General features: G+C 70.4%; 20 protein-coding genes. 10 read left to right on the top strand and 10 right to left on the bottom strand.

What is annotated here, in order from left to right; translation table 11 throughout:
• The first annotated feature begins 20 nt into the window (after positions 1-20).
• The 6 genes from E5671_RS08675 to E5671_RS08650 all read left to right on the top strand — a co-directional run bounded on the left by E5671_RS08675 (position 21) and on the right by E5671_RS08650 (position 6014).
• Positions 21-1292 carry an MFS transporter gene (locus E5671_RS08675; RefSeq protein ID WP_160503261.1) on the top strand — a complete coding sequence of 424 codons (1272 nt, stop codon included), beginning with the start codon at positions 21-23 and terminating at the stop codon, positions 1290-1292.
• Between the two features lie 112 nt (positions 1293-1404).
• On the top strand, positions 1405-3285 hold the full coding sequence (locus tag E5671_RS08670) for a hypothetical protein (protein ID WP_160503260.1): 1881 nt from the start codon (positions 1405-1407) through the stop codon (positions 3283-3285).
• A gap of 48 nt (positions 3286-3333) precedes the next feature.
• Complete coding sequence (locus tag E5671_RS08665) at positions 3334-3975, top strand: class I SAM-dependent methyltransferase (RefSeq protein ID WP_160503259.1); 642 nt, start codon at positions 3334-3336, stop codon at positions 3973-3975.
• Between the two features lie 11 nt (positions 3976-3986).
• Positions 3987-4988 (top strand): thymidylate synthase, encoded by a 1002-nt coding sequence (locus E5671_RS08660; RefSeq protein WP_160503258.1) that lies wholly within the window; start codon positions 3987-3989, stop codon positions 4986-4988.
• The gene (locus E5671_RS08655; protein WP_160503257.1) at positions 4985-5506 is read left to right on the top strand and encodes a nucleoside 2-deoxyribosyltransferase; all 522 of its coding nucleotides are present in this window, start codon (positions 4985-4987) and stop codon (positions 5504-5506) included. Before E5671_RS08660 ends, E5671_RS08655 begins: the two co-directional genes overlap by 4 nt.
• Before the next feature lie 136 nt (positions 5507-5642).
• The gene (locus tag E5671_RS08650; protein ID WP_160503256.1) at positions 5643-6014 is read left to right on the top strand and encodes a VOC family protein; all 372 of its coding nucleotides are present in this window, start codon (positions 5643-5645) and stop codon (positions 6012-6014) included.
• Between the two features lie 36 nt (positions 6015-6050).
• Here the strand turns inward: E5671_RS08650 and E5671_RS08645 are convergent, their stop codons facing one another.
• The 10 genes from E5671_RS08645 to E5671_RS08600 form a co-directional block, all read right to left on the bottom strand.
• The gene (locus E5671_RS08645; protein WP_160503255.1) at positions 6051-6704 is read right to left on the bottom strand and encodes an endonuclease; all 654 of its coding nucleotides are present in this window, start codon (positions 6702-6704) and stop codon (positions 6051-6053) included.
• A gap of 16 nt (positions 6705-6720) precedes the next feature.
• Entirely contained in the window at positions 6721-7026 is a 306-nt protein-coding gene (locus tag E5671_RS08640) for a hypothetical protein (RefSeq protein ID WP_237330135.1), read from the bottom strand.
• Positions 7027-7110: 84 nt separating this feature from the next.
• On the bottom strand, positions 7111-7596 hold the full coding sequence (locus E5671_RS08635) for a flavin reductase family protein (RefSeq protein ID WP_237330503.1): 486 nt from the start codon (positions 7594-7596) through the stop codon (positions 7111-7113).
• 14 nt (positions 7597-7610) lie between these two features.
• Positions 7611-9161 (bottom strand): FAD-dependent oxidoreductase, encoded by a 1551-nt coding sequence (locus E5671_RS08630; protein WP_160503253.1) that lies wholly within the window; start codon positions 9159-9161, stop codon positions 7611-7613.
• A 158-nt stretch (positions 9162-9319) separates the two neighbouring features.
• Positions 9320-9499: a hypothetical protein gene (locus E5671_RS08625; RefSeq protein ID WP_160503252.1), complete on the bottom strand. Its 180-nt coding sequence runs from the start codon at positions 9497-9499 to the stop codon at positions 9320-9322.
• Positions 9500-9619: 120 nt separating this feature from the next.
• Positions 9620-11647 (bottom strand): glycoside hydrolase, encoded by a 2028-nt coding sequence (locus tag E5671_RS08620; RefSeq protein WP_160503251.1) that lies wholly within the window; start codon positions 11645-11647, stop codon positions 9620-9622.
• Between the two features lie 36 nt (positions 11648-11683).
• Positions 11684-13735 (bottom strand): beta-galactosidase, encoded by a 2052-nt coding sequence (locus tag E5671_RS08615; RefSeq protein ID WP_160503250.1) that lies wholly within the window; start codon positions 13733-13735, stop codon positions 11684-11686.
• A gap of 51 nt (positions 13736-13786) precedes the next feature.
• Positions 13787-15127: an ABC transporter substrate-binding protein gene (locus tag E5671_RS08610; RefSeq protein WP_160503249.1), complete on the bottom strand. Its 1341-nt coding sequence runs from the start codon at positions 15125-15127 to the stop codon at positions 13787-13789.
• Positions 15128-15190: 63 nt separating this feature from the next.
• Positions 15191-16159: a carbohydrate ABC transporter permease gene (locus tag E5671_RS08605; RefSeq protein ID WP_160503248.1), complete on the bottom strand. Its 969-nt coding sequence runs from the start codon at positions 16157-16159 to the stop codon at positions 15191-15193.
• Between the two features lie 4 nt (positions 16160-16163).
• Positions 16164-17090 carry a carbohydrate ABC transporter permease gene (locus tag E5671_RS08600; RefSeq protein ID WP_160503247.1) on the bottom strand — a complete coding sequence of 309 codons (927 nt, stop codon included), beginning with the start codon at positions 17088-17090 and terminating at the stop codon, positions 16164-16166.
• 289 nt (positions 17091-17379) lie between these two features.
• On the opposite strand from E5671_RS08600, the gene E5671_RS08595 reads away from it, so the two are divergent.
• The 4 genes from E5671_RS08595 (at position 17380) to E5671_RS08580 (ending at position 22115) form a co-directional block, all read left to right on the top strand.
• A complete protein-coding gene (locus E5671_RS08595) occupies positions 17380-18369 on the top strand; it encodes a LacI family DNA-binding transcriptional regulator (protein ID WP_160510064.1) in 990 nt (329 codons plus the stop codon).
• 67 nt (positions 18370-18436) lie between these two features.
• The gene (locus tag E5671_RS08590) at positions 18437-19954 is read left to right on the top strand and encodes an SDR family oxidoreductase (RefSeq protein WP_160503246.1); all 1518 of its coding nucleotides are present in this window, start codon (positions 18437-18439) and stop codon (positions 19952-19954) included.
• Between the two features lie 106 nt (positions 19955-20060).
• Positions 20061-21419 carry an FAD-binding domain-containing protein gene (locus E5671_RS08585; protein WP_160503245.1) on the top strand — a complete coding sequence of 453 codons (1359 nt, stop codon included), beginning with the start codon at positions 20061-20063 and terminating at the stop codon, positions 21417-21419.
• Between the two features lie 129 nt (positions 21420-21548).
• Positions 21549-22115 carry a rhodanese-like domain-containing protein gene (locus E5671_RS08580; RefSeq protein ID WP_160503244.1) on the top strand — a complete coding sequence of 189 codons (567 nt, stop codon included), beginning with the start codon at positions 21549-21551 and terminating at the stop codon, positions 22113-22115.
• Positions 22116-22119: the final 4 nt, after the last annotated feature.

Here is a 22119-nt window from a genome sequence, read left to right as displayed (position 1 = left end):
GCCACCACGGAACAGGAACCATGGAAGTGAAGCCGAACGGTCTTGCGCGCCGTCTCGCCGCCCTGCTCACGCGCCGTCAGGTCGCGGGACCCGCCTGGTGGAGCGTGGTCTCCAGGCTGCCGGTCTATCTCATGTCCCTCGCGATGGTGCTCGTCGTGCGCGAACAGGGCGGCAGCTACGCCCAAGCCGGTCTGGTCTCCGCCCTTTACACCATCGGCATGGCGCTGGGCAGCCCGCTCATCGCCCGCCGGGTCGACCGGCGGGGCCGCAGGACCGTCCTGGTGGCGACCGGCACGGTCTACCCCGCGGCGCTCGCCGCGCTGGTGTGGACCACGGAGCCGGGCGACTGGGCGCAGCCGGCCCTGGCCGTGCTCGCCGGGATCACGCTGCCCCCGGCGAACGCCTGCATGCGGTCGCTGTGGGCGCGCCTTCCGCTGCGGGACGACGAGCGGGAGACCGCCTATCTGTGGGAGGCGCTGCTCACCGAAGTCCTGGTGATCGGGGCGCCGTTGATGCTCGCGGTGCTGATGCTGACAGGATCCGCCGGGGCGGCGCTGACCACCGTCGCGGTGATCGGCGGCGTCGGAGCGATCGGTCTCGCGTTCACGCGGGTGCCCGAAGGCACCGACGGGGGGACGGAGGCGGCGGGCGATGACGCCCCGGGGGACGAGACCGGCCGCGGCGGCCTGCTCGGGCCGCTGCGTTCGTCGCCGATGCTCCCACTGACCGCCGTGATGGCGCTCAGCTCCGTGCCCATCGGGCTGATGACGCTGGCCATCCCCGCCTTCGTCGACGACCACGGCTCGCAGGGCAGCACCGGCCTCGTGTACGCCTGCTGGGGCATCGGCAGCGCCCTGGGCGCTGTGTGGCTCGGCCGCTCCCAGTCCGAGGTCGCGGTGCATGTGCGCTTCCCGCGCCTGGTGCTGGCGTTCGCCGTCGGCACGGGTCTTCCGCTGCTCGCGACGTCCCAACTGACGCTCGCGCTCGCACTCGCGGTCGGCAGCGTGCCCATCGCGCTCGTCTCGGCGAGCGAGATGACGCTGGTCAGCCTGCTGGCGGACGGCCGTTCACTGACGGAGGCCTTCACCTGGGCGTCCCTGGCCACGGTGGTGGGGGACGCGCTCGGCCAGCAGGCGGGCGGGCTCCTCATGGACCCGGCGGGCCCGCGGGGCGTCTTCGCCATCGCCTTCGGAATGTCACTCGTCGCCGCCTGCGTGGCCTTCGCCTGCCGGGGCCTGATGGGGCGGCGCGCGGCAGAGGTCCCCGTACCCACCGAAGCGGGGGAGCGGTGACCGGGCGAGGGGCGGCACGACCGCCCCCGGCTACCCCGTTACCGAACAGCCGTCCGCCCATTACGTACATCACTCCTCGCAGGGTCAGCGTAAGAACACGAGGTAACGCTTCATGAAGTCTGCCGTCTCCCGACAGCGCCACGAGCCGTCGTACACCGCACCGGACACCGAACTGTTCAGTCCGGTGAAGTACGCCGATCTCCCCCTGGCCGTAAGGGAGTTCCTCGCCGCGCCCGACCGGATGCCCATCCCCGTCCCGGTCGACGGCCGGGACGATCTGGTCCACAGCGTGGCACTGGCGTCGCGCCTCTACTCCGGTGTGCGCCGGCCCGCCCCCCTGGACTTCGGCGTCGTACTCGGTCGGTCGGAGCTGGCCGACAGCGTCGTGGATCTGGCCCGACCGCTCGCCCGCGAGTGGCTCACCGAAGACGACCTCGCGACCTTCGGCGACCGGGCCCCGGGGACACTCCTGCTGGTGGGCACCTACGCCCGGCTCAACCTCGACCCTGTGCGCCCGCTGCTGCTCGCCACGTACCGCGACGCCCGGCGCGGTCTTTCCCTGCTGAGCGGCCGCGACGGCGCGTCGGTGGCCTGGAACGTCGCCAAGCAGTACGCCCACGTGTCCGAAGACCTCGACGCGATCGGCCTGTTCACGGACACCGACCGACCGCCGCACCTTCCCGGGGTCAAGGTCTTCGACGACCGCGACTTCGAACGCGACGACATCCAGGCCGAGATCCTCGGCACCCAGTGGCGCCGCGTCGTCTTCCAGGGCCACGGCAAGGACGACAGCATCAACCTCGGCGAGTTCACCATCTGCGGCCTCAACGAATCCGCGGCCGCGGAGCCCGGCGTCCTGGCCCCACGGTGCGCCTACGGACTGCCCTGCTACAAACCCGAGGACAAACTCGTCCCGCTCAACAAGGTCGAGGCGACGGAGCTGGTCCTCAGTGCCTGCAACAGCGGCCCGCTCGCCGACCTCGCCCTCTACGACCCCAAGTACCAACTCCTGCTCAACGCCCTCGACAGCCCCGCCCGCACGGTCGTCTCCGCCGTCTCCGTGCACGACTCCGACCGGCCCGAGAACGTCGCCTGGATGCTCGCCGCCGCCACCGGCGCGGACTCCGTGGACACCCTCAACGCCAGCCTGGCGGGCTCACATCCGTACCCCGCGTTCATGCGATTCGGCCTGCCCGGCCGGCCGGAGGACACCCCGGCGCCCCCGCCCCCCTCCGACCACGCGCCCGACCCGCTGGTCCTCACCGTCGGCCGCAGGCTCTCCGCGCTGATCGGCTCGGAGCTGCTGCCGCACAACCACACCCTGCGCCCCCGCCTCGGCAAGCTCGCCCGCAAGGTGGATCTCCTGGTGTCCCGGCCCACCCACCTCGCCGACCAGTCACCCGAGGAGATCCGCTCCTCCCTCTCGGCGGACCTCCAGTCCCTCGACCACGTGATCGCCGGGCAGGTCTCGGAGAACCCCGAGAACGAGATCATGAACTACCCCGCCCACTTCGGTGACCGCAGCTCACTGGACCCCGATGTCCGCGAGGTCGTCTGCCACTGCGGCCGCCCCGCCCAGGAGTTCGCCCGGCGTGGGCTGTTGCCGCACATCCTCGACACCCTCTGCGTGGTCTGCATGCGCTGCGGCGACGTCACCTTCCGCGTCCCCGAGGCACCCCAACTGCTCGCCTACGCCGCCGACGAGGTCGAACAGGGCGGCGTGCTCGAAGTGCGCGCCTCCCTCACCGCGGCGCGCCCCGGTCCCGTACGGCTCGGCCTGTTCCTGCCGAGTTACCTGCGCGACGACACCACCGTGGAACCGGAACGGACCAAGGTCAGGGGCTCCGACGAGCGTGCGAGGGACGTCGTGTTCAGGGTGCGTTTCGCACCCGACACCGCCCCGCAGGCCTACTACTTCACGGTGTTCGCCGTGCAGGACCTCGCGGTCTCGACCGCCCGGCGGCACTTCGGAGTCGTCCCGGGCCATGACTGAAAAGGCGCCCCAACCACCACGGCACCAACACGACGAAGGACGGTTGTCATGAAGAAGACCCCCGAGAAGACCAGTGAGAAGGCCACCGCACCGGAGATCGAACTCATCGACCACAACGGCGAGTTGACTCTGAGCATCGGCGGCGAACAGGCCATGCAGGCCTGGGAACGCGACCTGATGTGGGCAAGCGCCGACATGCTCTGCCGCCACGGCAAGGACTTCTACGAGGTGGGCCTCGGCCTCGGACTCTCCGCCCTGCGCATCGCCGAGAACCCCGCCACCCGCAGCCACCGGGTCCTCGAACTCTTCGGAGAGGTCGAAGACCTCTTCCGCGAACAGCACCCGAAACTCCCCGGCACGCTCTCCATCGAGCGGGGCGACTTCTTCCAGCGGGTCTTCGATCTTGAGACGGAGAGCATCGACGGAATGTTCTTCGACCCCGCGCTCGACATGGAGGTGTGGAAGGACGAGGAACTGTGGGCCAAGGCCATGCCGGAGGTCGTCCGCGCCCTGCGCCCCGGCGGGGTTTTCATCCCCTTCTTCAGCACCAAGCCCGAACTGCGCTGGCAGTACGTCAAGCACTTCCGCACCATCCGCGTGGAGCGCCACCCGTACACCGCGTACGACACCACCGAATACACCTACGGCACCTCCGGTGACGCGTACATCCAGTGCTTCTACAAGGACTGACGGGGGGCCACGTGCACAGCACCTACGAAACCGTCGAGGACGCCTACCTGACGGAGCTGCGAAGCACCTATCTCGGCGCGTCGTTCCGCAACGCCCCGCGCGGCTTTCCCAGCCGTGAGCGCCTTGGCGCCGGATTCCTGGTCCGGCAACCCGTCCAGCGGCACGTCGCGCTGCCGGGGCGCAGGTCCAACCTGGTCTTCAACTTCGCCGAGGCCCTGTGGTACCTGTCGGGCTCGGCCGACCTGGAGCTCGTCGCCCACTACGCGCCGAGCATGCGCAAGTACTCGTCCGACGGCGCCACCCTGACCGGCACCGCTTACGGGCCACGGATATTCGACTACCGGGGGACGGGCCTCGACCAGTGGCGCAGCGTCATCGACGTACTGGCGGACGACCCCGACAGCAAACGCGCGGTGGTGCAGATCTTCCACCCGGGCGAGCTGCGCGAACCGGCCAACATCGACGTCGCGTGCACCCTGGCCCTGCAGTTCATGCTCCGCGAGGGGCAGTTGCACGCGGTCGGCTTCATGCGCGCCAACGACGCCTACCGGGGCATGGTGAGCGACGTCTTCTCCTTCACCTTCCTCCTGGAGATGCTCGCCAGACAGCTGGGTGTCGAGGTGGGGAGCTACGTCCACCAGGTGGGCTCCCTGCATGTGTACGACAGTGACGCCCCGCTCGTGGAACGGGTCCTGCGGGAGGGCGCGGACGACACCGGCCCGGAGCGATTCCCCACGATGCCCGCCGGGGACAACTGGCCGCACGTGCGCGACGTGTTGCGGATCGAGGCGCAACTGCGCACCGACCGGCTCCGGCTCGGCCCCGCCGCGCTGCGCGCCCTGGACCTGCCCCGCTACTGGCAGGACGTGATCGGCCTCTTCGAGCTGCACCGCCAGCTGACCTTCGAGGCCGGTACCGACCGTGAGCTGCTCGACGAACTCCCGCCCCTGTACCGCCGGATGATGCTGTGCCGATGGCCCCGTACCGCTGCCGACCAGGAGGTCTCCGCATGACCACGACTCCCGCCCGCGAGCTCGCCGGTGAACTCGGCGTCAACACCCTGTTCCTCGCGGGGCCCTTCCTCCAGCTGCTCGATCCCGCCACCGGGGAGATGCCGTCGGGAACGCGGGCACCCTTCGCCTCCCTGATCGAGCACTTCGAGGGGCATGGGTTCAGCGTCCACAACGCACACCGCCGTGAGGCGTGGGGCGCCGAACTGATGGCCCCCGCCCAGTGCACGCCACTCGACCAGGAGGAGATCCGGAAGGCCGACGTGTTCGTGGCCTTCCCCGGACTCCCCGCCTCTCCCGGCACCCATATAGAGATGGGCTGGGCCAGCGCCTTCGGGAAACCGATCGTGCTGTTGCTCGAGGAGGGCAAGGAGTACGCGTTCCTCGTGCGTGGGCTGCACGCGGTGGCGACGGTCGAGTACGTGGTCTTCAGCGACCTGGAGGCGGCGCTTCCCGCCGTCGACGAGGCGGTACGGCGCGCGGTCGAGCGGCAGCGGGAGGAGGAGGACCTGAGCCGCTGAGACGGAAAGCCCCCGTCATCGACCTGACGGGGGCCGCAGCCGTCGGAAGAGGCAGGGGGCGAGCGGCGGGTTTACGGTGAAACGGCGGGGAACCCGATCCCCCTCTGCACCTCGAGACGCGGGAGGCGAACCGTCCATGGCGATCGCGGCCTACACCTTGGTTGCGCTTGACTGCCCCGAGCCCGAGCCGCTGGCCCGGTTCTACCAGGCCGTGCTCGGCGGCGAGATCCGGCAGTACGACGAGGACTGGTACGACCTGTACGCCACGGGTGGTGCCAGGGTCTCCTTCCAGCGGGTACCGGACCACCGCCCGCCCAAGTGGCCGCAGGCCGCTTCGGATTCGCAGCAGCTGCACCTCGACTTCACCGTCACCGACATGGCGAAGGCGCACGACGAGGTGCTCGCCGTGGGGGCGACACCGCTCGACGTCGACGACAACGGCGGGAAACGGCCCTGGCGTGTCTACGCCGACCCGGCGGGACACCCCTTCTGCCTCTGCCAGGGGTGAGACAGGGGCGAGACAAGGGTGAGGCAGCGGTGAGATTCAGGACCCGGCCGCCCCGTCGAGACTGGCCTGCGCCAGTTTCCGGTCGAGGGCGGCCCTGACCAGCGCCGCGGCGGCCACACCTGGCTTCTCGTCGCCCGCGAGCCGCAACAGCGCCGACGTGTCCCGGGGCAGACCGAGGCGCTCGGCTCCCTGAAGGACCTTGGCGTCGAAGCGGGGGCCGTACTCGGTCCACACGTCCTGCACCTCGCGCAGGAAGATGTCCGCGCCGGTGGGGCCGAGGCCCGGCACCTGACGCAGCAGCCGTTTCAGTACCGCCGCGTCGCCGTCCGCCTTCTCACGCAGCGTGCGCAGGTCCCCGCCCCACTCGTCGAGCACGAGTCGGGCGCCGTCGCCCAGCTGGGTCGCGGTCCGTTCGTCGTAGCGCCGGTAGCCGCCGCGCCCCAGGGCGTCGACCCGCTGCTGCCAGGAGGCGTCGGCCATCTGCCGCGGGCCGCGCATCCCGGCCTCGTACAGCGCGCGGGTGCTCGCCACCGCGACGGATGCCCGGATCCGTGCGCTGAGCAGGCAGGACAGGACGAGCGTGCGATAGAGCGGCTGGGGGGTGTCTGCCAAGCGGATGCCCGCCTCCGCCGCGTACGTCTGTCCCGACGTCCTGAGCAGTTCCCGCATCACAGCCTTCTGGCCGGCCATGTCTCCCCTTCCTGTTTCAGTGGTCCCGGTGATGGTGGTCCTGGTGACGGTGGTGCAGGGCCGTGAGTACGGCCAGGGCCAGGAGGGCCAGAATCGCGAAGAGGACCGCGAGGCCCGCCAGCGCCCAGGGGCTGGGAGGTTCGCCGCTCAGGGAGCGTGTCGCCCACACCCCGAAGAGCACGGCAAGGGCGAGGAAGAGCGGCGTGTAGAGGTAAGTGAGCAGGTGACGCAGGCGATGGGCGCGGTCCGTGTGCGGCCCAGGGCTCAATAGGCCGGGCTCCGTGCGCGGGTGCCCGCGGCGGCCGGGGTGTTCGCCTTTCATGGCTACCTCCAGCAGCTGAGGGCACAGACTGCCGTTGGTCCTTGACACGCTCCAGGATAGTCCTGCCGGACCGCTCTTCCGCGATCATGCCGGGTGGCCGGGGGTGAGGTCGGTGACGTCGCTCAGGCGGAGCAGCTTCTCGTGCGGCGGCGGGTCCGCGCCCGCCTCCACCGGGGTGAGGTGAAAGCCCACGTGATCTCCCCAGTCGGCGTGCCGCTCGATCTTGCCGACCCACCAGGCGCACGAGTCCGTGAGCACGGGTGCCCCGCCCGTGTGAGGCTCCCACCGGGCGTCGGCGAACTTGTCGACGCGCTTGCCGCACTCGCCGCCGAACAGCCGCGCGAGCCGGTGCTGATCGCGCCTGAGGAGGTGCACGCCGAGGAACGCGGCACGTCGGGCCACCGGGTACGTGTGGTTCGCCTGGGACAGCCACACCACGAAGCGAGGCGGATCCAGCGCACACTGCGAGGCGAATCCGACCAGGCAGCCCGCAGGCGCACCGTCGGCCGCCGCCGTCACCACGTACATCGGGTAGTCGAGGCGGTCGGTGAACCCGTCCACGGAGACCAAGGCGACCACCTCTCCTAGGCCGGGGAATCCGGGGTCTCGAGCGATTCCAGGGGATGCGTGGCGGGGCCGTGCAGGACCGATCCGTCCGTCGCGAAGCGGGACCCGTGGCAGGGGCATTCCCAGACCCGCTCCGCGTCGTTGAACTGCACCAGGCATCCCAGGTGGGTGCAGCGCGCGGAGACAGCCGTGGCGTTCCCGCTCTCGTCGCGGTAGACCGCGCACCGCTTGCCCCGCAGGCGTACGACGGCTCCGCTGCCGGGCGGGATGTCGGTCAGCGAGTCGACGTGGCTGGTGTGCAGCCGGTCGCCGATGAAGTGCTTCGCCGCTGCCGCCTGGTAGGAGGCGATCTGGCCCGCGTCACGGACGGGCGGCAGCCGGCGCGGGTCGTACAGATCGGTCCAGGCAGGCCGCGGTCCGCCCGCGATGTGGGCGGTGAGCAGGCGCCCCGCCATCACGCCGTTGCTCATGCCCCAGCCGCCGAAGCCGGTGGCGACGAAGACGTGCTGGGTGCCGGGGTGGGCGTGGCCGACGTAGGGCAGATGGTCGGCGGAGTCGTTGTCCTGTGCCGCCCACCGGTAGGAGTCGCCCTTCTCGGCGAAGTGCGGCAGGTGCTCGCGCGCCCAGGCGTCGAGCCGGTCGAACCGTCCGCGCACCCCGCCCGAGCCCGGTTCGAACGACTCCCCGGTGACGATGAGCAGCCGTCGCCCGTCGTCGTAGGGTGCGCTGCGCAGCGAACGGGTCCCGCCCTCCGGGGTGATGTACATGCCCGTGGGCGCCGCGTCCGACGGCACGGGCGCCGCGATCACCAGCTCCCGGCGGGGCTTGATCCGGGTGAAGAGCAGGGTGCGGTCGAAGACCGGGTAGTGCGTGGCGATGACCGCGTCGCGTGCCTCGACCGTGACGCCGGATTCCGTGGTGAGCCGGCACCGGGCGCCGTCATGGAGGGCGGTGACCCGGGCGCGCTCGAAGACGCGTCCCCCCGCGCGGGTGATGTGCTCGGCCAGGGCGAGGAGGAACTTGCGCGGATGGAACTGCAGTTGGCCCTCGACGCGCACGGCGCCCGCGACGTCGAAGGGCAGTTCCGTCTCGGTCACGAAGGACGCGTCGAGACCGGCCCGCCGAGCCGCGGCTGCCTCCTGCCGCAGCTCGTCGACGCGTGCGGCGTCTTGTACGTAGGTGAGGGCGGGGGCGCGTTCCAGCTCCGCGTCGATGTCGAGCTCGGCGCAGAGGGCCGCGGTCCGCTCGACCGCTTCCTGCTGCGAGAGCGCGTACAGCCGCGCGTCGTCCGCGCCGTGCTTCGCCTCGATACCGGCATAGATGAGGCCGTGCGCGGCGGTCAGCTTGGCCGTGGTGTAGCCGCTCACGCCCGCGGCGATCCGGTCCGCCTCCAGGACGACGACGTCGAGACCGGCGCGGACGAGGTCCCAGGCGGTGCAGAGACCGGCGATGCCGCCGCCGACGACCGCGACGTCGGCCGTCAGATCCGCGTCGGGGGCCGGATACCCGGTGCCGGGCGTGGTCGCCATCCAGTACGACTCGTCGACTGTCCCGCGTTGCGTGGTCATGTCTTCTCCTGAGGGACCGGTGGTACGTGGTCATCACGGCGCTGACGCGAACGGGTACCCAGGGCGAGGAGTCTCAGTGGTCGGTATCCGCGTCGCACGTACTGCCGAGGGGCGCACCCAGGCACTGGGTGCGCCCCTCGGGGCATACGGTCCGCGCGTCAGACCAGGTCGTCGTCCATGCCCTGACGGTGCTGCGCGCGTGCGTCGCCCTGGTCACGCTCCTGCTGGCGACGCTGGCCCGGCTGTGCGGGGTCCTGCGGGCGCTGACCCCGCTGCGGGGGTTCCTGCCGGCCGGGGGCCTGACGGGACGGATCGGCGGACCGCTTTTGCTTGCCCATGAGTTCACTCCTCGTGAGGGCGGATTGGTCTTCTCATCGTGGCACGGGCGGTAACGCAGTGCATGTCAAGCGATCGCAGTGAGTGATGTTCCCTGGTGAGGAGCGCTTCCGAGGTCCTGGTTACCGCTCGGTCACCCTCCAGCGCTGGTGGGACCCGGAGTTCGGTGTCCACGTCGTGACGGCCGCTCCGTCGTGCGTGGCCTGGCCGCCGACCTCCAGGAGCCGTCCTGTGGCCGCGTTGACGAGGGTCCAGGTGCCGTCGCCGGTCGTGGACATGATCCACTGGGCCGCCTTGCCGCGAGGGCCGTTGTCGGCTTCGGCCACCGGGACGCCGTCACGGACGGCCAGCCGCTTTCCTTCCAGCGGGTTGGTGAACACATGCCGCCGCTGATTGCCGGTGTCACCGCTGATCTGCCGCAGCTGCCACCGCTGGCCCGCCGTGTCCGCAGCGGTCTTGATGACGAGGCCGGTGCCGTCGTCGGAGACCGTGAGGTCCTTGCCGCTCTGGACGCCCGTCAGTTCGTACGTGTGGTTCTTGCGCAGCAGGGCGGCGTCCTTCGCGACGCCGGAGACCCCCTTGACGAGGAAGGACGTCACCGACTGGGCGGGCACGTCGAAGGTGGCCTTCTTGTCGCGGACGTCGATGGCGGCGTGCCGTTCGAGCTTGCCCTCGGCGCTGGTCACGACGGGTGTGACCGTCGCTCCGCCGCTCACGCGGCCGAACTTGGACAGGTCGACCGTGACCGTGCGCCCGGCGGTCTCGCTGTTGACGTGGACGACCGTCGCTCCGTCGCCCTTGCTGGACACGGCGGCGGCGCTGGAGGTGTCGTCGACCTTGACGAGCCGGTCGCCGGGCCTGATGAAGTGAGTGAAGTTGCGGGCCGTGTCGAACTTGGTGTTCGTACGGATCGGGCAGGTCTCAAGCGTGTCCTTGGAGGTGCAGCTGAACGGCAGCTGGATGCTTCCCCAGTTGCCGCCCTTGGCGGACTCGCCGCCGGGCTTCATGTTGTCGTAGTCCTCGACCGGCTGCCAGAACACCCAGGCCTTCGGCTCCAGTTCACGCAGGTCGTCGACCATCCGCTGGGCCATGCCGAGGCCCGGCCGCATGTCGTCGAAGTCCTGCCCGTCGCCCCAGTCGCCCTCGACCTGGCTCATCCACAGCGGCTTGTCCTCCGCCTTGGCCAGGTCGCGCACGCTGGTGCGTCCTTCGGTGCCGTACGTGTGGACGTTCATCTGGCCGACGGCGTCCCTGACCTCCCGCGGGTAGGAGTTCCAGTTCCGCGTGAAGATGGTGGGGTTGGTCTCGTCCATCGCGGAGATCTCCGCGCCGGTCCGGGACTTCCCGAGCGCCGGGCCGAGCGCGCGGATCACCTTCTGCTGGAGCTCCGGACCGATGTGGGCCCCTTCCTGGCGACCACCCACCGGCTCGCCGTCCGCTCCCAGACGGGTGCCCCAGTAGTCGGTGTTGGGCTCGTTGAACGGGTCGAGGGTGTCGACCTTGATGCCGTGGGCCTTTTCGAGGCGCTCGGTGGCGCCCACCAGATACGAGGCGAAGTCGTCGACGAACCCGGTCTTGAGCTGGTCGGTGCCCGCGTCGAAGTTGCCTGAGACGTAACCGCTCTCGGTCATGAACCAGGGCGGCGAATTGCTGAAGGTCTCCCAGTGGTCGACGTTGTTCTTGATCCGGTCGACCCACCAGCGCTGGGTGGCGTCCGCCTTCGGGTTCCAGTCGGCCTGGTCCGCGGCGCTCCACCAGTCGGTGTCTTCGCGCGTGGTGCCCGCCGGGGCCTTCCACCAGCCCTCGACCGCGCCTCCGGGGCGCAGATAGTCCTTGACGTCAGGGGCGTTGCCGCCGCCGATGTTGTAGCGGGCGATGTTCAGGCCGAGGCCCTCGTCACCGAAGAGGAGCTCCGCCAGCTTCTCGCGTATCTCCTTGGGGTAGTCGCCGGTGGCGTTCGCGAACCAGACCAGGCTCGTGCCCCAGCCCTCGAACTTCTCGTGCTGGTAGGAGGGATCGGGCCGGACGGTGACCGCGGCGGACGCCGCGGCTGCCGTCTGCGGCGGGGCGGTGAGCAGGGCCGCCCCGGTGGCCAGGGCGGTGATGCCGACGGCGCCGATGAGTCGTCTCGTGCGGGTACGAGGTGCCAACGTGTGCTCCCTACGTAGGTGCGCTGAGGATGGGTGTCAGGGGCTGGTCTTTCGCAGGACGGCGACTTCCCTTGGCCGCAGGGCGAGTTCGCCGTCGGCGGCATCCGGGGCCGCGCCGATCAGGACGTCTCCGGTCAGTCCGGGCAGCGGCACGGAGTCGTCCGTGCGGTTGACCAGGAACAGGTAGCGGCTTTCGGTATCGCGGCGTACGGCCAGCTCGACGCTTCCCCGTGCGGGGACGGGCAGTTCGCTCTCGACGCCTGCCGTGGCGAGGAGCCGCGGCAGCAGCGCGGCGAGGCCGTCCCTGCCGAGCCGGGTGGAGACGTACGCCGCCGAACCCCGCCCTGCCGCACGGCGGGTGACGGCGGGCCGCTCGGCGTACGCACCGGTGCGGTACCGGGCGAGGACCTCCACCTCCGGTCCCGTGACGGTGATCCGGTCGGTCCACACCGTGCCTGTGGTGGCGTTGTCAAGCTCGACCGCGTCGTCGGCCAGCAGCGGCCCGAACTCCTCGACGCGGATGCCGAGCAGCTCGCGCAGCGCTCCTGGATAACCGCCGAGCCAGATGTGGTCGTTCTCGTCGACGATGCCGGAGAAGTAGGTCGTGACCAGGTGACCGCCTCCCTCGACATACCGCGTGAGGTCCTTGGCGAGAGCCTCGGGGACCACGTGCAGGACGGGCGCGATCAGGACGTCGTACGAGGTGAGGTCGGTCCGCGTGGTCACGACGTCGGCGCGGATGCCGAGGGCGAGGAGCGCGGAGTACCAGTCGAGGGCCTCCTGGTGGTAGTCGAGAAGGGAGGTGGGGTGGGAGTCCTGCTCGCTCGCCCACCACGAGTCCCAGTCGAAGAGGACGGCCACGCGTGCCGGTTCGCGCCCGGTCCCGGCGACGGGGGCGAGCGCCTTCAGGGTCTGTCCCAGACCGGTCGCCGCGCGGAACACCTCACTGTCCGCTCCGGCGTGCGGCACCATCGCCGAGTGGTACTTCTCGGCGCCCGCCGCCGACTGTCGCCACTGGAAGAAGCACACGGCGTCGGCGCCGTGCGCGACGTGCAGCAGGGAGTCGCGCGCGAGGTCGCCCTCGCCCTTGGCCAGGTTCACGGGCTGCCAGTTGACGGCACTGGTGGAGTGCTCCATGAGGAACCACGGGCGGTGGCCGGCGACGGAGCTGGTGAGGTTGGCGGAGAAGGACAGTTCGTCCCTGGCCTGCGGACCCGGCACGACGTAGTGGTCGTTCGAGACGAAGTCGATCTCGCCCGCCCAGTCGGCGTAGTCCATGCCCTTGGTGCCGCCCATCACCATGAAGTTCGTGGTGACCGGCACCTCCGGGGTGAGCTCGCGCAGGACGTCACGCTCCGCGCGCAGATACTCCTTGAGCGCGTCCGAGGAGAACCGCTTGAAGTCCAGCTGCTGGGTGGGGTTCGGGTGCGATGCCGCGAGCCGCGGCGGCAGGAGCTGCTCCCAGTCGCTGTAGCGCTGGGACCAGAATGCCGTGCCCCAGGCGTGGTTGAGCCCGTCTAGGGTGGTGTAGCGGGCGCGCAGCCAGACGCGGAAGGCGCGGGCCGCGTCGTCGGAGTAGTCGTAGATGTTGTGGCAGCCGAGCTCGTTCGAGACGTGCCAGGCCACGAGGGCCGGGTGATCGGCGTAGCGCCGGGCCATCTCCCGCACCAGGCGCAGCGCGTGCTCCCGGAAGACGGGCGAGGTCGGCCGCCAGTGCTGCCGCGCCCCCGGCCACACCGTCTCACCGGCGGCGGTCACCGGAAGGATCTCCGGGTGCGCCGCGGTGAGCCAGGGCGGCGGGGACGCGGTGGCCGTGGCCAGGTCGACCCCGATGCCGCCCGCGTGAAGGAGGTCCATGATCTCGTCGAGCCACGCGAAGTCCCAGGCGTCCTTTGCCGGTTGGATGCGGGCCCAGGAGAAGATCCCCAGGGAGACGATGTTGACGCCGGCCTCGCGCATCAGCCGGACGTCCTCCTGCCAGACCGCGCGCGGCCACTGCTCGGGGTTGTAGTCGGCGCCGTACGCGAGCCGGGGAGCGGCGTCACCGTCCGGTCCGCGCAGCAGCCGGGACGGGAGGGTGGGGGGCATGGTGGTCCTTCCGGTGTGGTGCTCGGGGGTGCGTACGAGGGTCTGGGCGCGTCACTTCTGGACGCTGAAGCCCTGCTCGGAGCCGTACTTGACGGAGGCGTCCTGCCAGGACTTCAGGCCCTTGGACAGGGGAGTGCCGGAGACGTAGGCCTTGCCCGCGGTGTCGTTGAAGATCGAGTTGGCGTACACCTGGTAGGGCAGGTACTTCCAGTCGTCGGCGACGTTCGCCGCGGACTCGGCGAAGACCTTGTTGGCCTTCTGGCCGCCGAAGTACGGGAATTCGGTGTTCTGGAACGCCTTGGACTCCAGGTCCTTGGTGGTCGCCGGGAAGGCGCCTTCCTTGATGCGGGTCTGCACGCCCTTGCCGGAGTTGGCGTACTCGACGAAGGCGTAGGCGAGTTCCTTGTTCTTGCCGAGCTCGGGCAGGGCGAGCGAGCTGCCGCCGTTCTCGGCGCTCACCTTGGCGCCCGCGGTCCACTGCGGCAGAGGCGCCGCGCGCCAGTCACCGGACGCCTCCTTCACGCCGGACGCGAAGTTGGCGGGCATCCAGGCACCGGTGGGCAGGGTCGCGATGGTGCCGTCACCGAAGGCCTTGTACCACTCGTCGGTCCAGGGATTGATCGACGCGACCAGCTTCTCGTCGATGAGCTTCTGCCAGGTCTCGGTGTAGGCACGGGCGCCCTTGTCGGAGAAGTCGATGCCCACCTTGGTGCCGTCGACCTTGTAGGGGCGCGAACCGGCCTGCCACAGCAGGCTGGTGGTCAGGCCCGCGTCTCCCGTGTCGCTGGTGATGTACGCCTTCGGGTCGGACTTGTGCAGCTTGCGGGCAGCCTGGAGGTACTCGTCCCAGGTCGTCGGCACCTTGATCTTGTGCTTGTCGAAGACCTTCTTGTTGTAGAAGAGGGCCATGGGGCCGGAGTCCATCGGCAGGGCGTAGACGCCGTCCCCGGACTTCACCGCGTTCCACGGGCCCGGCGAGTAGGACTTGGCGAGCTTGTCCGCGCCGAAGGGGGCCAGGTCGGTGATGGACTTGGTCAGGGCGTACTGGCCGAGCGCGTAGTACTCGACCTGCGCGACGTCGGGGACGCCCTTCTTCGCCGAGATGGCGTTCTGCAGGGCCGTGTACTGGTCCTTGTTCGTGCCGGCATTCACCAACTCGACGTCGACGGCGGGGTGTTCCCTCTCGAAGTCGGTGACGACCTTCTTGAGGGTGGGCTCCCACGCCCACACCTTGACCTTGCCACCCTTCTTCAAGGCCGCGTCGATGTCCGCGGACGAGACCTGCTTCTGACCGGATCCGTCGTCGTCGGAGCCGCCGCAGGCGGTCGCCCCCAGGGCGAGGGCGCAGACGAGACCTATGCCGCGCAGCAGGCGGCGGGTGTTCTGGGGCATGGCGATGCTTCCACTTCTTCGTGGCCTACAGGGGGCGGAACGAGATGAACTGCCGTGCGGGGGCTACTCCTTGACGCTTCCGGCGGCGAGTCCGGACTGCCAGTACTTCTGGAGCAGCAGGAACGCGGCGATCAGCGGAACGACGGTGATCAGCGAACCGGTGATCACCAGGTGGAAGACGGGATCGCCGCCCGCGGTCGCGGCCTGGGCGTTCCAGCTGTCGAGCCCCAGGGTCAGCGGGTACCAGTCCGGGTCCTTGAGCATGATCAGCGGCAGGAAGTAGTTGTTCCAGGTCGCGACCATCGTGAACAGCAGGACGGTCACGGTGCCGGGCGCGAGCAGCGGCAGAGCGACCTGGAAGAAGGTGCGCACCTCGCTCGCCCCGTCGATGCGGGCGGCCTCCATCAGCTCGGTGGGGATGGCCTCGGTGGCGAACACCCACATCAGATAGAGGCCGAAGGGCGAGATGAGCGAGGGGATCAGGACCGCCCAGGGGGTGTCGGTCAGGCCCATCTTGCTGAACATCAGGAAGGTGGGCACCGCGAGAGCCGTACCGGGCACGGCGACGGCACCGATGACGACGGCGAACACGGCGCGTTTGCCGGGGAAGGCGAACTTCGCGAGGGCGTAGCCGCCGAGGACCGCAAGGAAGGTGGCGCCCCCGGCCCCGACCACGACGTACAGCAGGGTGTTCAGGAACCAGCGGGTGAAGACGCCGTCGTCGTACGTGAAGGTCGTGCTGATGTTGTCCCACAGGGCGAAGTCCCCGCTGAACCACAGGCCGAACGAACCGGCGAGACCCTCCTGGGTCTTGGTGGCGCTGATGACCAGCCACAGCAGCGGTACCAGGCTGTAGAGCAGGACGAGGCCGGTGAGCACGGTGAGCAGGACGCTGCGCCGCGGACGGCCCGCGGTGTGCCGACGGGATGCGCGGACGCGGGGTGTCCGCAGCCGGGGTGCGGCGCCCGGGGAGCGGGCAGGGGCGGGAACGGTCGGGGGAGCGGTGGTGACGGGGCTGCTCGGTCCGTTCATCGGGTCACGCTCCCTTGCGCATGCCGCGCAGCTGGACGACGTAGGCGATGACCATGGTGATCAGGCCCACGACGATGGCGACCGTCGCGGAGTAGTTCTGCTGCTGACCGGAGAAGGACAGCGAGTACGTGTAGAGGTTCGGGGTGTAGTCGGTGGTGATGGCGTTGGGCGCGAGGTTCTGCAGGATGCTCGGCTCGTTGAACAGCTGGAAGCTGCCGATGATCGAGAAGATCGTCGCGATGACCAACGCGCCGCGGATCGCGGGGAGTTTGATGGCCGTGATGACGCGGAGCTGACCGGCACCGTCGATCTCCGCGGCCTCGTACAGGGAGTGCGGGATGACGCGGAGCGCGGAGTAGAAGATCAGCATGTTGTAGCCCACGAACTCCCAGGTGACGATGTTGCCGATCGACGCGAGGACCAGGTCGGGCGAGAGCGGGTCGGGCAGTGAGACGCCCAGGGCGTCGTTGATGTCACCGACGAGCCCGAAGCGGGTGCCGTACATGAAGCCCCACATCAGCGAGGCCACGACGGCGGGCACGGCGTAGGGCAGGAAGACCGAGATGCGGAAGAAGTCCTTGCCGTAGAGGCGGCCGCTGTCCAGGGCGAGGGCCACGAGCAGCGCGATGCCCAGCATGATCGGGACCTGGACCGCCAGGAACAGCGAGACCCGGCCGACAGATGCCCAGAACTGGCTGTCGGTCAGGGCCTGTTGGTAGTTGTCCAGGCCCACGAACGTGGTTCCGCCGATGAGTTGGTCACGGAAGAGGCTGAGATAGACGGAGTACGCGAGGGGCGCCAGGAAGACCAGGGCGAAGACCGCCACGAAGGGGCCGATGAACCCCCATCCCGTCCAGGAACGGCGGTTCCTCGGTGCCGGAGGCCTGGCGGGACGCCGCTTCGCGGCCCCCTGCAGGTGAAGCGTCGTCATGTCGTTCCTCGCTCGTCCATCTCGGAGCCGGCGTCACGTGCCGCGATGTTTGCGTAAACATCACCGTGTGACAAGGGCCTGTGCCGAGCGCCGCGGGATGTTATGTTTACGTAAACATTCAGTGGCGGAATGTCTACACTGCCCCGATGGCGGCGGTCAAGGGTCGTCCGGGAAGACCGGGACACGCGCGGTGAGGGAGACAGTGGAAGCAACAGAGAACACTTCGGCGAGCGGCGCCCCGGGCGAACGGGAACGGGAACGGGCCGCGCGCCGCGGGCAGAGCGCGTCCATGGCCGACGTGGCCCGTCTCGCCGGCGTCTCCTCGCAGACCGTCTCCCGTGTCTCCAACGGGTACTCGGGCGTCACCGAAGAGACACGGCAGCAGGTCCTCGCCGCCATGAAGGAACTCGGCTACCGGCCCAACAGCGCGGCCCGCGCCCTCAAGCGCGGCGAGTTCCGCACGATCGGCCTGATCACCTTCACCCTCTCCACCACGGGCAACGTACGCACCATCGACGCGATCGCCACCTCCGCGGCACAGGAGGGGTACGCCGTCACCCTGCTCCCCGTCGCCGTCCCCACCCAGGACGAGGTGCGGGGCGCCTTCTCGCGGCTCGGGGAACTCGCCGTCGACGCCGTCATCGTCATCATGGAAGTGCACCTGCTCGACGCGGCGGCCCTCTCCCTGCCTCCCCATGTCCAGGTCGTCGTGGCCGACTCGGACGCCGGGGACCGCTACACCGTGGTCGACACCGACCAGGCGGGCGGCACCCGCGACGCCGTCCGGCACCTGCTCGACCTCGGCCACCGGACCGTCTGGCACCTCGCGGGGCCCGAGGGCTCCTATGCCGCGCAACGCCGCGCAGACGCCTGGCGGGCCACGCTCGAAGAGGCCGGGTGCGTCCCGCCGCCCCTCGTGCGCGGCGACTGGTCGGCGGAGTCGGGATACCGGGCGGGACTCGGCATCGCCGAACAGGAAGACTGCACGGCGGTGTTCGCCGCCAACGACCAGATGGCCCTCGGTCTGCTGCGCGCCCTGCACGAGCGCGGCCGCAAGGTGCCGGACGACGTCAGCGTCATCGGCTTCGACGACATCCCCGAATCCGGCTCCTTCCAGCCTCCCCTGACGACCGTCCACCAGGACTTCGCCGAAGTGGGGCGCCGCTGCGTCGAGGGAGTCCTGCGCCAGATGCAGCAGAGCGCCCCCGAGCGCGGCACCACGCTGGTGCCCACGCGGCTCGTCCTGCGCCGGAGCACCGCTGAGCCACCCTCGAGCTGACCGCGCGCGAGAGAACACCTCCGGGAGAAGCTGGAGCCGAGGACGTTACCCAAGGCCGGAGGTACGCATGGACAGCGGCAAAGGCGCGCGGGGACTGCGCTGCCTGGTGACCGGAGCGAGCGGATACATCGGGGGGCGGCTCGTCCCCGAGCTGCTCGACGCGGGGCACCGGGTGCGGTGCCTCGCCCGCTCGCCCGAGAAGCTGCGCGACCACCCCTGGGCCGGGCGGGCCGAGGTGGTGCGCGGCGATGCCTCCGACGCCGGGTCGGTCGGCGCCGCCATGGAGGGCATCGACGTCGCGTACTACCTCATCCACGCGCTCGGCACCGGCCGCGGCTTCGAGGAGACGGACCGGAAGGCGGCCCGGATCTTCGCCGAGCAGGCCCGCGCGGCGGGCGTGCGGCGCATCGTGTACCTCGGCGGGCTCACTCCCGAGGGCATCCCGGAAGCGGAACTGTCGCCGCATCTGCGCTCACGGGCCGAAGTGGGTCGCATCCTCCTGGAGTCCGGCGTGCCGACCACCGTGCTCCGCGCCGCAGTGATCATCGGCTCCGGCTCCGCGTCCTTCGAGATGCTGCGCTACCTCACCGAGCGCCTGCCCGTCATGGTCACGCCGAGCTGGGTGCGCACCAGGATCCAGCCGATCGCCGTGCGCGACGTCCTGCGCTACCTCGTGGGCAGCGCCACCTTGCCCGACGAGGTCAGCCGCGCCTTCGACATCGGCGGCCCCGACGTCGTCACCTACGCCGACATGATGCGCCGGTACGCGGCCGTGGCGAAGCTGCCCCACCGCCTCATCGTGCCGGTGCCCATGCTGACCCCACGCCTCTCCAGCCACTGGGTCGGCCTGGTCACCCCCGTACCGGCCTCGATCGCCCGGCCGCTCGCGGAATCCCTGCGCCATGAAGTCGTCTGCCACGAACACGACATCGCCCGGTACGTTCCCGACGAACACGGCGTCCCGATCGGCTTCGACACGGCGCTCGCACTGGCCCTCGAACGCGTGAAGGAGGCCCAGGTCAGCACCCGTTGGTCGTCCGCCTCGTTGCCCGGCGCCCCCAGCGACCCGCTGCCCACCGACCCCGACTGGGCGGGCGGCAGCCTCTACACCGACCGCCGCGAACGCACCGTGGAGGCATCGCCGCAGGCTCTGTGGCGTGTCGTGGAAGGCGTGGGAGGCGACAACGGCTGGTACTCCTTCCCGCTCGCCTGGGCGGTGCGCGGCTGGCTCGACCGGCTCGTCGGCGGGGTCGGCCTGCGACGGGGACGCCGAGACGCCCAGCGGCTGCGGGTGGGGGACTCGCTGGACTTCTGGCGGGTCGAGGAGATCGAACCGGGACGGCTCCTTCGGCTGCGGGCCGAGATGCGACTGCCGGGCCTCGCCTGGCTCGAGATGTACGCGGAGGAGGACGGCAAGGGCCGCACCCGCTACCGGCAGCGGGCGCTCTTCCATCCGCACGGCCTGCTGGGGCACGCCTACTGGTGGAGCGTCTCGCCGTTCCACGCGCTCGTCTTCGGCGGCATGGCACGCAACATCACACGTACGGCCGAACAGCGCGCCGCGGGAACCACCCGGAAGTCGTGACCCACGGACAATACGGCGACGCACCGGTCGCGGCTCCGACGAGCAGACACCCGACCGGGTGGCCCTGATGAGCTTCCCCCCCCCACGACATGAGGAGCCGCGGCAAGTGACCGTATCCATCGTCCTGTTCACCTCCGACCTGCGCCTGCACGACAATCCCGCGCTGCGGGCGGCCCTGCGCGAGGCGGACCGGATCGTCCCGCTGTTCGTGTACGACGACGGGCTGCGGGCCACTGGCTTCGCCGTCCCGAACCGCCGCGCCTTCCTCGCCGACTGCCTGGAGGATCTCGACTCGGGGTTGCGCGAGCGTGGCGGTCGCCTCGTGGTCCGCAGTGGCGATGTCGTCGACCAGGTCCGCCGGGTGGTGACGGAGACCGGGGCGGCGCGGGTGCACGTCGCTGCCGGGGTGAGCAGGTACGCGACGCGGCGCGAGGAGCGGCTGCGGGCCGCGCTCGGCGACACCGGTTGCCGCCTTGTCGTGCACGACGCGGTCCTCACGGCCGTCGCTCCGGGGGAGTTGCTCCCGACGGGCAAGGACCACTACGCGGTGTTCACCCCGTATTTCCGGCGCTGGACGTCGGAAGGCGTACGCGACTTCCTGGCCGCTCCGCGCAAGGTCCCCGTCGCCGACGTGAAGTCGGAGCCGGTGCTGCCGCGCGCGGAGATCACCGGCGTCTCACCGGGACTCGGCCCCGGCGGCGAGAGCGCAGGGCGAAAGCGGCTGCTGGCCTGGCTGACCGGTGGCATCGCGGGGTACGAGGACGGCCATGACGACATCGCGGGAGACGCGACTTCGCGCCTCTCGCCCCACCTCCACTTCGGCACCCTCTCGGCGGCCGAAGTCATCCACAAGGCAACCCGCGAGGGCTCGCCGGGAGCGCAGGCGTTCGTCCGGCAGCTGGCCTGGCGGGACTTCCACCACCAGGTCCTCGCGGCCCGCCCGGACGCGGCGGCCCAGGACTACCGCTCGCACGGCGACCGGTGGCGCACCGACACAAAGGAGATCACCGCCTGGACCGAGGGGCGCACCGGCTATCCCTTCGTGGACGCGGCGATGCGACAACTGCGTCACGAGGGCTGGATGCACAACCGGGGCCGCATGGTCGTGGCGAGCTTCCTCACCAAGACCCTCTACGTCGACTGGCGCGTGGGCGCCCGGCACTTCCTGAGCCTCCTGGTCGACGGGGACATCGCCAACAACCAGATGAACTGGCAGTGGGCGGCGGGCACCGGTACCGACACCCGGCCCAACCGGGTCCTCAACCCCGTCGTCCAGGGCAAGCGCTTCGACCCGGCCGGCGGTTACGTACGCCGCTGGCTCCCCGAACTCGCCGAGGTCCCGGACCGGTACATCCACGAGCCGTGGAAACTCCCGGACGACGACCGGTCGGGCGTCGACTACCCCGCACCGGTCGTCGAACTGACCGAGGGCCGCGCCCGCTTCGAGCAGGCCCGCGGCGCCTGAGACGCTGTTCAGCAGCTCGACTCAGGCACAACTCAGCAGGCGTACCAACCGCTCAAGCCCCGCACCGCACCGGCCGAACAGGTACCGGTCCGAGGTGAGAGCCTTGGGGCAACGAAAGGACAGCTCCCCATGACTCCCCCCACCGATCTGGCCCCCGCCGAGGCGGCCGCCCGCCTGGACCGCTTCACCGTCATCGACGTCCGCAGCCCCGGCGAGTACGCCTCCGGCCACCTTCCCGGTGCCCACAACATTCCCGTCGACCACCTGCACATGGCGCTGCCCGAGCTCAAGGCCGCGGCAGCCCGCGGTGAGCTCCTGATGGTCTGCGCCTCAGGAAAGCGCTCCGCCTCCGCCTGCGACGAGCTGGCCGCCGCCGACATCCCCGCCGCCACCCTCGCCGGCGGCACCACCGCCTGGGCCGAACAGGGCTACCCGCTGCACCCCTCGGACGGCGCGCCGACGGCCTGGCCGATGGAGCGCCAGGTGCGGCTCGCGGCCGGGTCCCTCGTCGTCCTCGGCCTCGCCGCCGGAACCCGCTTCAGGCCCGCGCGCTGGCTGGCCGCGGGTGTCGGCGCCGGCCTCGTCTTCTCCGCCGTCACCGACACCTGCGGCATGGCCGCCGTGCTCGCGAGGCTTCCGCACAACCGCCCTCGCGCCACCGACCTCCGCGCCACGCTGGAAGCCCTGCAGCCGTAACCAC

This window comes from Streptomyces sp. BA2 (genome assembly GCF_009769735.1).
Classification (GTDB): Bacteria; Actinomycetota; Actinomycetes; order Streptomycetales; family Streptomycetaceae; genus Streptomyces.
This window is presented reverse-complemented; position numbering and strand designations above follow the sequence as displayed.